Genomic DNA, 11,966 nt, shown 5'->3' with positions numbered 1-11,966 from the left:
AGGTCAACTCCCTGACGGGAGAGTTCCAGCAGGTAGACCTCCAGCATCTCCTCACCGTGGCTTTCCATGATTGCATCCGCCAGCCTGTCGGCCAGCCTATCACTGAGGCGGCTGAACACCTTGCGGTGAATCTGCCTGCTGACAAGGGTCGTTTCAAGCTCGCTGGCCAGTCCGGCAGGGCCGTGGCGAAAGCGTTTGTGGCCGGCCAGTCCCTGGGCGGTTTTGAACTCGACACCGCAAATATCACACCTGTTCATTAGTACTGAGTATACTACTGAGATACTCGAATGTCAAGTCCTGAATTCGAGATTGTGACCTCTTGCCATTCGACATTTGTTGGGCTATGATTAATCAGGCGAAGCTAGCAGGAGTAGATATGGGTCAGGGAGAAAAAGCGGTCGTTACCGGAGGGGCCGGTTTCATCGGCTCAAACATCGTCGATGAACTGGTAAGGCGAGGATACCGGGTTACCGTCCTTGACGACCTGTCTACCGGCAAGAGGGAGAACATAGAACACCTGCTCAAGAATGGCCAGGTGGAGTTCGTTGAGGGCAGCATTACCGACCTTGCTCTCTTGCAGGAAGCTTTCGAAGGTGCTCATTGCATTTTTCACTAGGCCGCAATTGCCAGTGTCCCCCGGGAGTATTGACAATTCGTTAGCCTCTCACGAGGCGAATGCCACCGGTACCCTGAATATACTGCTGGCTGCCCGGGACAAGGGGGTCAGGAAGGTGGTCTACGCATCCTCATCGTCGGTCTACGGGGATACGCCCACCCTTCCCAAGACAGAGGCGATAACTCCCAATCCCCGGTCTCCCTGTTCCGTGAGCAAGCTTGTCGGCGAGTACTGATTACGTAGAGCGTCACATGGACGGTTTCCGCGAGGCTGGGGAGGCTTGACTGCGGATTTCTCCTGGCAGTTCTCCGGCATAATCCTATCTTGACAATAATGACTGAGTTGCCCATGATTGTTGCGAGGAGACATACTGGAATGAGAAATCCTTACCGAATGCTGGGTCTGGTACTCTGCCTGGCCGGTGGCACATTTGCGCCGATATCCTACTTTGCCATCGGGTCCGTGCCATTCACGGCTCTGGGTCTATCGGCAATCATGCTTGGCTTCACCTCTATTGTTCTGGCTGGTACAAGACCCCCAGTCTCTCCTGAAGCTTGTGAGTTGATGCTGAAGACCGGAATGCAAAATACCGCGGTTCTGCTTGAGGAACTCGAGCTCAGGGGCAAGGCCGTTTATCTGCCATCGACAATAACAGGTGGTTCCCCAAGGGCCCTGATACCCTTGGCGGATAACCAGGACATTCTCCATATCAGGGGGAAGATACCGGCGCGGTTGATAGTTAGGTATGGAAGTGACCCCGGCGATATGGCAATCTCCGTGACTACGGCAGGCAGCATGAACATTGATTTGCTGGAGACCAGGCCAGGACCGACGTCCGGCGAAATCGAGGCTGCGGTGACCTATATTCTGACCGGGGTGCTTGATATCGCTACTTCGGTGGCTGTCAGACTAACCGACGGTACAGTTGACGTGGAGATTAAAGGGTCGCGGCTTCACTATGAGGATGTGTGGTACTATCGTTGCCTGGGTAGTCCGATAGCTTCCATTGTGGCCGCAATATCAAGCGAGGCACTGGGACGCCCCGTCAGAATCAAGGACGAGGACTATAGCAATGGAAAGAGCAGAATTGCTCTCGAGGTACTGTCATCTTGAGGATATACAATAAATACGTGGTATTCCTTGCCGTGGTCACCTGCCTGATAAATACCATTCTGGCCTTCATGGGCGAAAAGGATATAGCAGTCTACTTCACGGTGAATGTCATTGCTTATCTGGTAATTACGCTGCTCTACGTCTATTTCAATCCCAGGGCGCGCAAGATTCTCAATACCGTCGGCGTTGTCTTTTTTGCCAGCTTCCTGGTGATTGTAACCCTGAAGGCAGTGGAGGCTCTGTCGGGTTGATGAGTATTTACAGGAATCTGAAGCCACCGAGGATCTTTTTTGGTGGTGTCTCCTTGTTCTGGTATCTCGATGATGTGACGGACTTCTTGTTATGACTGGACGTAACCGAGGTAGAGGTATTGCCTGGGAAGATGCACTTTGCCCATAATAGAGGGGGTTTTCAGAGATGAGGACGGCTAGCCTCTTGTTGGGTGTGGTTGTTCTGGTACTGGTTCTCTCAATGTTGTGTGTGCACTTCCTGCCATCGACAGAGGATTTCATGACGCACAATGATATGTGGAACGGGGTTAAAAGGTTCTGTGATGCGTACGGGGCAGCCACTATTGATTCGCTGGATGACCTGCCGGATACGACATCGGGGGTTGTTCTGGTGCTCATCCCCTACATTGAGTTGGATACGGAGGAACTGGCAGCAGTGGGGCGATTCGTTGGTGGCGGCGGCACCCTGCTCTTGATGGATGATTACGGCTATGGAAATCAGGTTCTGTCATACCTGGGATTGGATGTTCGCTTCAGTAACCAGCCTCTACTCGATCCCGTCTTTAATCTCAAGAATCTCCGGCTACCAAGGATATTGGATTTCACCCCGGAGGTAATGGAAGCCGGGATCGATGCTATCGTACTGAATCATGCTACCGCTTTACTCGACGTCCCGGAGTCCCACATAATCGCCTGGTCCTCGGTTTCCAGTTTCCTGGATGAGGACGAGAGTGAGACATGGGAAGATGAAGAACCTTCGGGCCCCTTCCCGGTGGCAGCACAATTTTCGATTGGGGATGGCGAGGTTGTTGTGGTAGCAGACCCCAGCATTGTGATAAACAGCATTGTGGGCAGGGACGATAACTACGCCTTCATCAGGCATCTGACCAGCCGTAATGGCCAGCAGCAGAGTATCTCGTTTGTAACCTCACATCTCCTAATGGCTCCCCTTGATGTGTCAAAGACAGGGTTGGACTCGCTCCGGGCGATACTTGCGAGCCCGGCGGGGCTATTAGGTACCACAGCGCTAGTATTCATTGTCGTCTCCAGGTACGCACTGAAGAAAGGAGGTATCGTTGAACGATACTAAGAGATTTGCTGATATCTATGCGAGAATTACCAGGGAGGTTGCCAAGGCTATCGTCGGTAAGGATGAGATAATCAGGATACTCATGATTGCCCTCGTCGCCGGCGGGCACGTGTTGATTGAAGGGTATCCGGGCACTGCAAAAACGAAACTCGCCAACAGCTTTGCGGAGGCAATAGGTGGCAAGTTTAGCCGGATACAGTTCACGCCGGACATGATGCCGGCGGACGTAACCGGCTTCTACCTATATTCTCCGACCGGTGAATCGAGGCTCATTGACGGACCGATTTTCGCCAACATAGTGCTTGCCGATGAGTTGAACCGGACAACCCCCCGGACACAGTCAGCCCTCCTCGAGGCGATGCAGGAAAACCAGTTGACTATTGAGAAGCAGACCTATCCGCTGGAGAAACCCTTCATGGTTATTGCCACACAAGTTATGACCGGGGCAGAGGGCACCTATCCACTGACGGATGTGCAAACAGACAGGTTTCTGCTTAGAGTCTTGAGTGAGTATTCACCGATGGATGAGGAAAGAGAGGTTATCAGTAACATTGACCGTATTGACGAACCTGAGCTTCACCCCGTCTCTACTCCGGAAAAAATAAAAGAGTTGCAGGCATTGATCAAAGGGATTTACGTATCACCCCATATTGTCGAGTACATTGTTTCAATTGTGGACGGCCTGCGCTCTGACCCTGATGTCCTGGCAGGACCAAGTATCAGGAGTGGAATAGCCCTTTTCAAGTGCTCACGGGTGCTGGCTGCTATGGACACGCGTGATTTCGTAATCCCTGATGATATCAAGTATCTCGCACGTTACGCCTTGGAACACAGGATACTGGTTAAGCCTGAGGCGGAAATGGATGATGTCATGCCCGGGATGATAATAAACAGGATTCTGGAAAAGGTGCCGGTACCTAGAATCGAGACATGATAAGTATCGATGACCGACGTGTCATAATACCTTTGAGGATATACATCAGTGCCTCGCTGATGGCGGCGGCTGTGCTTTCTTCTCCGGTACTGGCACTTGTGCCTATTGGACTGCTGGTCTGGTACCTTGGTCTGCGGCGGTGGGCCGCCAGTCCCACAGTGAACCTGCTGACGGAGTGTTTCACGTTTCTGGCGATAGCAGTACTCCTGTCTCCACAGGTGGGTCATCTCATCGCCACTCTCATTGCGTTGCCGGCGATGGTCCTCGTCGATTATAGTCTCAGAAGGTCTGGCGAGGTTGCGGCATTCAGGGATACTGCTTACCGGCGTCGGCCAACTGATATCGGTATTATCTTGCTTGTGACGACGTTCTGTGTGCTGGGTATTTCGCTGCTATTGGGTAACAGGTCACTGTTAATTGCCTCCGCAGTTGTCGTGGGATACTTGGGGGTTTTATACGTAGTCGTCTTTTTACGTCTGTCCCTGAAGCCGGTGGAGGAAATCCAAATCTATCAGCGGATGGTGGCCGGGTCGGATGGTCATCTCGATATAGAACTGACCAGGCATACCGGAATTGGTGGGCAACTGCTGGTAATGTCACCGTATGAATGGCTAAAGGTAGGCGCCAAAAGGCTATCACTGAAGGAACAGAAGCTGGTGGTGCGGGTCGCGCTATCGCCACCATTGGCAGGGCCGTCGATTGTCAAACTCATCGGGTACGCAGTCGACCGCTGGGGGTTGCTACAGGTCAGGTTCGAACTGGAACCGATACGTCTATTCGTCATCCCCAGGGCGAGATATGCCGCCTGGCTGGCGGAAAGATACCTTGCCACAACGAAACCGGGGTCACTACCTCTGATGGCGGATGTGGCGGCGTTAAGACCGATATATGGATTGAGGAGGGGAATCGAATATTACGGCAGCCAGCAGTACCAGCCGGGAGACAGTCTCAAGAACATCGACTGGAAGCATTCCTATAAATATAATGAGCTGGTAGTTAAGGAATTCGCCGAGTTTCACGGACAGTCTGCCGTAGTCATGGTGAATTTGGCTGTTGGGAATGCCGAGGAGGCAGACCAGTTGGCATACAAGATAATAGTCACTGCACTGTCACTGGCACGGGAGGGCATTCCGGCTGCACTGGCTGCCTACGATAGTGAGAACGTTAAACTGACCACCGCCACTCTGGCACCGCGACGTCTCCTGCTTCAGTGTCTACAGGTTGCCAGAGAAATGATTACCACTGTTAATCCGGTGAAATACCTGAACCCACCTGATGTCACCCGACTACGGGCCGATATCGGGCGGATGGGAACTGTGGGAAGCAAAGCCTCTGAAGTGCTGCTCCAGCTGCTACAGTTGGAATACAGGAACCTCGATACCGATGCCAGACTCAGTCCAGCCACGAAGGCACTTGATAGTGCTCTTAACAAGGTGAGCAGAGAGGCCACTGTTGTAGTGATATCGCACCGTAATCACGATGCCGGGGCACTTGCATTCCTCACTTATAGACTTGCCAGAGGTGGCACAGCTGTCGTAGCTGTGTAACTGCCAGCCGACTCAACCGGCAACACATATCGCCTTACACAATTACCTGCCGGTCACCAGGTGTCGACGTTGGGGCGTTTCTTGCCGGTACGCGGTGGGGGTGGGGGTACTGACTTCAACGCGCGAGTGATGATATTCCGGGATTCGGCCGGGTCGATGACATCATCTATCTCGAAATGGCTTGCCATGTTGATAGACTTACCGTGCTCGTAAGCCCGGGCAACCATCCTGTCATATTCTGCCTTTCGCTCCACAGGGTCCTCGATAGCCATGAGTTCCTTGCGGTAACCGAGTTTCACCTGCCCTTCGAGCCCCATTCCGCCGTATTCCCCGGTAGGCCAGGAGACGGTAAGAAGTGGGGCATGGGAGCTGCCCCCTTGCATGGCCTGGGCACCGAGTCCGTAGGATTTACGAATCACAATGGTGAAGTACGGTACCGTCATATTGGCACCGACAACGAACATGCGGGTGGAGTGACGCACCAGGGCCGTTTTCTCAATCTCCGGTCCGACCATTATGCCCGGGCAATCACTGAGAAACAGTACGGGGATGTCGAAGGCATCGCACAATTGCATGAGCCTTGCCGCCTTGTCCGCCCCGGGGCTATCGATGGCACCGGAGAGATGAGCGGGGTTATTGGCAATGACACCCAGGGGGCGGCCTTCGATTCTAATGAAGGCAGTGATCATGCCGAAACCGTAGTACCGTCGCAACTCAAGCACGGACCCTGTGTCCGCCATGGTCTCGATTACTGACCGCATGTCATACACCCGCAGCCGGTTCTCCGAAACAATCCCCCGTAAAAGTCGCTGGTCGGCACACTCCCACTTGTCGATTCGTCCCTGAAAGTAGGACAGATACTGTTTGGCCGCGCGCACCGCTTCAGCCTCATCCTTGACCGGAATATCTACCACACCGTTGGGGACCTGTACACTCATGGGACCAACTTCTTCCGGCGTGAATACACCAAGGGAACCGCCTTCTATCATCGCGGGGCCGCCTACGCCGATGCTGGAGTTTTCTTTCGCAATGATGACATCACAGCAGCCGAGCAGGATGGCGTTTCCCGCGAAGCACCTGCCGGCATTTACACCGACAAGGGGCACCAGGCCACTGAGCTTGGCAAACAGGTGAAACGCCATGACATCCTGACCGGCCACGCCGGTGGAGTCCGTGTCTCCCGGACGCCCGCCGCCCCCCTCGGTGAAGAATACCAGGGGAAGACGCGATTTTGCGGCGACCTCAAATATACGGTCTTTCTTTCTGTGATTCTGGTGACCCTGGGTACCGGCAAGGACCATGTAATCGTATGACACTATCGCACACCGAGACTTTTCATCGCCAAACAGATCGCCATTCACACCACCGATGCCTGCAATCATCCCATCAGCGGGTGTGTTCTGAATCAGGTCATCCATAGAACGCCGCCTTCGTTGTGCCGCAAGAGCCAGGCCGCCATACTCCGTGAATGTTCCGGGATCGCAGATGTCAGCGATATTCTCCCGGGCGGTTCGCTGCCCGATTTTACGTCGTTTGGCAATGGCATCCGGGCGCGCAGCATCGAGCAGGATTTCGTGGCGCTGGACTACTTCTGCAAGGTCGGGACGAATATAGTCCAGGTCAACCTGTTCCTGTACATCTGTATCGACCAAATCGGTCTCACCCGCCTCGATGAACGCCAGGGGGTGTCCCTCGTATATCGTTTCTCCTACTGTTACGACCAGCCTGCGGATGATACCGCTGATAGGGGACCGGACCACGTGCTCCATTTTCATGGCATTCATGACGAGGATTTCCTGGCCCTTTCTCACGGTATCACCATCGCTCACAGCGATGCTGACAATGGTACCCTGCATGGGTGCTTCCATGGTAACCGTGCCTTCCATTCCTGCCATGTCGTATGTCGGTGCCGGCGGTGTGGTATCGATCGCACCCTGCAGGATCGATGCGTCTCTGGCCTCCTGACCATAGTCCAGAACAGCCAGGGGGTCGATGCTGTCCACTGTTGCGCCGGCATTGGCAAAAGGTCGTGCCGATGGGGTGTCAAAAAAGAGCCGCTGGTGTATCCTGCTACCGGTTTGGACCAGCTCTTCGATGTGGTCGTCCACAAAACTGGTGTAAATGCGATTAGCGATGAAATCGGGATGCTGAAGCAGGCTCTGCAGAAATGGTATGTTGGTGGAAATCCCCTCTACTTTGAATTCGCAGAGGGCACGGTAGGTTCGAGTAACTGCATCGGTGAAATCGGTAGAATTGGAATGGCCGATACACTTTGCCAGGAGACTGTCATAATGGGGGCTGGTCTGATACCCCACATAACCGCAGGTGTCCACCCTGAGTCCACGGCCTGAAGGTACCTCGAATGCGGTCAGTTTTCCACCCGCCGGATAAGCAATGCCGTCTTGACCCATGGTTTCCATATTGATTCGTGCCTGGATAGCATATCCGCGGGGCTCGGGTATATTCTCCTGGTCAAGCCCGAGGTCCCCAAGGCTGCTTCCCTCTGCGACCTGAAGCTGGATTCTTACCAGGTCAAGGTCCGTTACTTCCTCTGTCACAGTGTGTTCTACCTGGAGTCTGGCGTTGGTTTCAATAAATGCATATGCGGCATCATCTCCAGTCGCATCGGTGTCCACCATAAATTCGAAAGTACCGGCATTCCGGTAGTTGGCCGCCTTTGCCAGCTCAACCGCATCCCTGGTGAGCCGTTTGCGTAAGGCCGGAGACACGCCCGGGCTGGGTGCAATTTCCATCACCTTCTGGTGCTGTCTTTGGATGCTGCACTCCCGTTCTCCAAAGTGGCTTACCCCACCATACCCGTCACACATAATCTGCACTTCGATATGCCTGGCCCGCTGCATCAGCTCTTCTACGTACAGTTCACCATTGCCGAAGGCCTGCAATGCTTCCGACTGGCAGCGAGTGTAAGCCTCCTCGAGTTCATCAAAACCAAACACTGGTCGCATGCCACGGCCGCCACCACCGGAAACAGCCTTAATCATCAGGGCACCGCTATCTCCCAATGAATCGAGGAATTCTTTGGCCTGGTCCAGGGTCACCGGTCCGGATGAGCCTTTCAATATTGGCACGCCGCAGCGCTCAGCCAGTTTTCGGGCCTGGGCTTTATCGCCGAATGCCTCGAGGTTTTCGACACGGGGGCCTACGAATATCAGGCCTTCCTCCTCACATCTTCGGGCAAATCCTGCATTCTCACTCAAGAAACCATAACCCGGATGGATGGCATCACATTTGGATTCCTTTGCAACGTTAACAATCTGCTCGATGTCCAGGTAGGCTGCAGCACCCACACCTTTGAGGACGACAGCCTCATCGGCTCTTTTTGTGTGGAGGGAGTTTACGTCATCTTCAGGAAACACCGCCACCGTAGGCATGTCTAACTCAGCAGCCGCTCGCATGATACGGATAGCGATTTCTCCTCGATTAGCAATGAGTAATTTCATGGAAATTCCTGCTCTCCTTGTCTATCTGTGGTACATTAACGATGTATTCCACGTTTATTATGACAGAAATTCTGCTCATTCCATATAAAGTCGCTAGGCTCGCAAAGACTTGAAGTGGCCCCTATCCTGTGAGGGCAGGGGCTGTATCAAGAGTGGGTATCGCTATCCTCAAGGGGGTCTGGTGTTAATAATTCTACCATACCTGTACCGGTGGCTTCTACCGGGGTGGAGGTGAATATCCTGGCCGGTTCGGCTATTGTTTCTTTACCTTTTATGTATCGCTATTATCCTAATCTGTCGATAATGTCCTGGACACCGCACAGCTCTCCGTTGACAGCCTCCAGTCCAGACGGATAGAATTGATACTAGTTTGTCTCGAAAAGAAGGGAGTATTAACATACTATGACTTGGAACCCGGAGATGGAAGCAGTATTTCGGCCCAGGGTAGTGGCGATGGTAGGGGTTTCAGCACAGGCTACACGTAGCAGCGGACGTGGTTTTGGAGGTGGAAATTTCATTAACAGCTTTGAGCAGCTGGGTTTCACCGGTCGTATCCACCCGGTCAATCCCAAGGCCACTGAAATAATGGGACGTAAAGCCTATCCCAGGGTATCCGACATTCCCGAACCGGTGGACCTGGTGGTTGTCTCGGTACCGGCTCAAGCTCTACCGGATGTGCTGGAGGACTGCATTATAGCGAACGCTAAGAACATCCACGTCTTTACGGCCGGTTTTGAGGAGACGGGCCTGCCGGAGAGAATAGAACTGGGGCACCGGGTGCGCGAGATTGCCGTGCGTGGTGACCTGCGCATCATCGGACCCAACTGCATGGGGCTATATGTACCTGCATCCGGTGTCGGGACGTTTGATGGTCTGCCAAAGGAGAGCGGGCCGGTAGCCTTTGTCACCCAGAGCGGTGGGCACAGCAACTGGTTCACTCACAACGGCCCCAACTACGGGGTCTACTTCAGCAAATCGATAAGCTTCGGAAATGCCTATGTTCTGGACAGCACGGACTACCTGGAGTACCTGGCGGATGACCCGGAGACCCGCATTATCTGTATGTACCTGGAAGGGGTCAAGGACGGCCGGAAGCTGCTCAGACAGGTGAAAGAGATTAACAGGACGAAACCGGTTATCCTGTGGAAGGCGGGCCTGACTCAGGCGGGGTCAAGGGCTGTTGCCTCGCATACCGCTTCCCTGGCTGGCGAAGAGGCTATCTGGCGTGGCTTCTTTGCCCAGACCGGTGCTGTAGCAGTATCTTCACTGGAAGAGATGGCGGAAGCAGCGATGACGTTCCAGTATGTGAAGCCACCGGCGGGAAACCGGGTAGCCGTGATGGTCCTTGGTGGCGGTACCAGTGTGGCGGCCGCCGATATCTGCAGCAGGGAGGGGCTGGAAGTGCTCCCTTTGACTGATGAGACCCAGGCCGAGCTCAGGAAGTTCATTCCGCCTGCCGGTTCCAGTATCAGGAACCCACTCGATACCGGCCTGGTGTTTCGCGATATTGAGTTACTGCGACGGGAAGTGAGTCTTGTCGCTGCCGACCCCAATGTGGATATGCTGATTCTCCGACCGCACATGGATATGATAAACTCGGCGGGGTCGGAGCAGGTGGACAAAGTAGTCGATTACCTGTCCGACTTCTGTAAGGGCAACGAGTACGGGAAGACGGCGGTGCTGGTCTTTCACTCCTTTGCCAATGAGTCCTGGGAGAGGGAGCTTCGCGGTAAGCTGGAGAGGGAGCTTCCCAAGAAAAGTGTACCCGTATACACCTCGCTGGAGGCAGCCAGCCGTGCCCTGGCCAGGCTGTACCGGTACCACCGGGTGCAGAGGGAGCTTTCCGCAGCGACACCCTGAGCAGCATGTTTCTGTGGGACGGGTAAGAAGGAGGCGCGTAGACTATGTCAAAGGTTATCGACCTGGAACTGAATCTACCCCCTACGGTGGAGCAGACGGTAGACAGGCTGATGGAGTATGTGCTCCACCGGGATGAGAAAGGCCTGGCCAACTACGGTAATATCTTCGGAGAAGCCCGCGCCCGTGCCCTGGAGTTCACCCCGGAGGAACTGGAACTGATGCGGCGTGAGCTTTCACCGCAGGAGCTGGAAAGCAGGCTACGGGAAAGGGCAGAGAAGGCGGTGGTACCCCTGCCGCAGTTTATCGAGAAGCTCGACGAGGCCGGGATTGAGTGGGGCGTAATCGACGCCGACAGCCACGAAAAGACCGCTGAGATTGTATCGCAGTATCCGGAGAGATTTATCGGTGTGGCCGTGGTTGACCCTCGCGAGGGCATGAAAGCGGTCCGGGAGCTGGAGAGAGCGGTGAAAGAGCTTGGCCTTAAGTGCTTCTACGCTACTCCGTTCCGGTTCGGGGTCCCGACCAACGACAAGAAGTTCTACCCGCTGTATGCCAAGGCTGCTGAGCTGGATATCCCCGTTTTCGTCTACACCACGATGACCTACCGTACCGACTTTCCCATGGACATCGGCCATCCTCGCTACCTGGACGAAGTGGCCATGGACTTCCCCGAATTGAGGATAATTGCCGGACTGGGCGGTTGGCCCTGGGTGCCGGAGATGGTCGGGGTAGCGCGACGGCACCGGAACGTCTACATCAGCACCGCCGGCCATAGGCCGAAGTACTTCGCCACCCCCGGCTCGGGGTGGGAGATGCTGATGCAGTTCGGCAATACATTACTGCAGGACCAGGTGGTCTTTGCCTCAAGCTGGTGGACCTATGATATGCCGATAGGCCAGGTCGTGGAGGAGATGAAGGCCCTTCCCCTGAAAGACAGTGTCAAGGAGAAGTGGCTCTACGAAAACGCACGCCGGCTGTTTCGGGTGGATTGATGGTGCAGAAGCACACTTGGAGTGTGAGTCTTGAGGAGAGTATTAGGTTCTATAAGACACCGCTATCGCTATAATGATTACTATCAATGCCTGTGCTATCTCAATATTGCAGGAGCCTCCACC

General features: G+C 54.3%; 11 protein-coding genes. 9 read left to right on the top strand and 2 right to left on the bottom strand.

Annotation, left to right across the window (positions count from 1 at the left end; all coding sequences use genetic code 11):
* Positions 1–257: C2H2-type zinc finger protein (locus VMW13_04620; GenBank protein HUV44097.1), on the bottom strand; the 257-nt coding region annotated here is incomplete at its 3' end.
* 119 nt (positions 258–376) lie between these two features.
* On the opposite strand from VMW13_04620, the gene VMW13_04615 reads away from it, so the two are divergent.
* The 7 genes from VMW13_04615 (at position 377) to VMW13_04585 (ending at position 5,530) form a co-directional block, all read left to right on the top strand.
* On the top strand, positions 377–616 hold the full coding sequence (locus tag VMW13_04615) for an SDR family NAD(P)-dependent oxidoreductase (protein HUV44096.1): 240 nt from the start codon (positions 377–379) through the stop codon (positions 614–616).
* Entirely contained in the window at positions 594–851 is a 258-nt protein-coding gene (locus VMW13_04610; protein HUV44095.1) for an NAD-dependent epimerase/dehydratase family protein, read from the top strand. The genes VMW13_04615 and VMW13_04610 overlap by 23 nt, the downstream gene beginning before the upstream one ends.
* 140 nt (positions 852–991) lie before the next feature.
* Positions 992–1,729, top strand: a complete 738-nt coding sequence (locus tag VMW13_04605; protein HUV44094.1) for a hypothetical protein — start codon at positions 992–994, stop codon at positions 1,727–1,729.
* On the top strand, positions 1,726–1,980 hold the full coding sequence (locus tag VMW13_04600) for a hypothetical protein (GenBank protein HUV44093.1): 255 nt from the start codon (positions 1,726–1,728) through the stop codon (positions 1,978–1,980). The genes VMW13_04605 and VMW13_04600 overlap by 4 nt, the downstream gene beginning before the upstream one ends.
* Positions 1,981–2,146: 166 nt before the next feature.
* Complete coding sequence (locus tag VMW13_04595; protein HUV44092.1) at positions 2,147–3,049, top strand: DUF4350 domain-containing protein; 903 nt, start codon at positions 2,147–2,149, stop codon at positions 3,047–3,049.
* Complete coding sequence (locus VMW13_04590) at positions 3,036–3,983, top strand: MoxR family ATPase (protein ID HUV44091.1); 948 nt, start codon at positions 3,036–3,038, stop codon at positions 3,981–3,983. Before VMW13_04595 ends, VMW13_04590 begins: the two co-directional genes overlap by 14 nt.
* The gene (locus tag VMW13_04585; protein HUV44090.1) at positions 3,980–5,530 is read left to right on the top strand and encodes a DUF58 domain-containing protein; all 1,551 of its coding nucleotides are present in this window, start codon (positions 3,980–3,982) and stop codon (positions 5,528–5,530) included. The genes VMW13_04590 and VMW13_04585 overlap by 4 nt, the downstream gene beginning before the upstream one ends.
* A gap of 53 nt (positions 5,531–5,583) precedes the next feature.
* Here the strand turns inward: VMW13_04585 and VMW13_04580 are convergent, their stop codons facing one another.
* Positions 5,584–8,991 carry a carboxyl transferase domain-containing protein gene (locus VMW13_04580; protein ID HUV44089.1) on the bottom strand — a complete coding sequence of 1,136 codons (3,408 nt, stop codon included), beginning with the start codon at positions 8,989–8,991 and terminating at the stop codon, positions 5,584–5,586.
* 402 nt (positions 8,992–9,393) lie between these two features.
* On the opposite strand from VMW13_04580, the gene VMW13_04575 reads away from it, so the two are divergent.
* Positions 9,394–10,851 carry a CoA-binding protein gene (locus tag VMW13_04575; protein HUV44088.1) on the top strand — a complete coding sequence of 486 codons (1,458 nt, stop codon included), beginning with the start codon at positions 9,394–9,396 and terminating at the stop codon, positions 10,849–10,851.
* A 44-nt stretch (positions 10,852–10,895) separates the two neighbouring features.
* Complete coding sequence (locus tag VMW13_04570; protein ID HUV44087.1) at positions 10,896–11,843, top strand: amidohydrolase family protein; 948 nt, start codon at positions 10,896–10,898, stop codon at positions 11,841–11,843.
* Positions 11,844–11,966: the final 123 nt, after the last annotated feature.

The organism is Dehalococcoidales bacterium, assembly GCA_035529395.1.
Lineage (GTDB): Bacteria > Chloroflexota > Dehalococcoidia > Dehalococcoidales > Fen-1064 > DUES01.
Note: the sequence above shows the minus strand (reverse complement) of the source record. Positions and strands in the feature narration are given on the sequence as shown.

Coding starts and splice junctions, on each gene's coding strand:
- VMW13_04615 (HUV44096.1), top strand. CDS start 377: ATGGGTCAGGGAGAAAAAGCGGTCGTTACCGGAGGGGCCGGTTTCATC.
- VMW13_04605 (HUV44094.1), top strand. CDS start 992: ATGAGAAATCCTTACCGAATGCTGGGTCTGGTACTCTGCCTGGCCGGT.
- VMW13_04595 (HUV44092.1), top strand. CDS start 2,147: ATGAGGACGGCTAGCCTCTTGTTGGGTGTGGTTGTTCTGGTACTGGTT.
- VMW13_04585 (HUV44090.1), top strand. CDS start 3,980: ATGATAAGTATCGATGACCGACGTGTCATAATACCTTTGAGGATATAC.
- VMW13_04580 (HUV44089.1), bottom strand. CDS start 8,991: ATGAAATTACTCATTGCTAATCGAGGAGAAATCGCTATCCGTATCATG.
- VMW13_04575 (HUV44088.1), top strand. CDS start 9,394: ATGACTTGGAACCCGGAGATGGAAGCAGTATTTCGGCCCAGGGTAGTG.
- VMW13_04570 (HUV44087.1), top strand. CDS start 10,896: ATGTCAAAGGTTATCGACCTGGAACTGAATCTACCCCCTACGGTGGAG.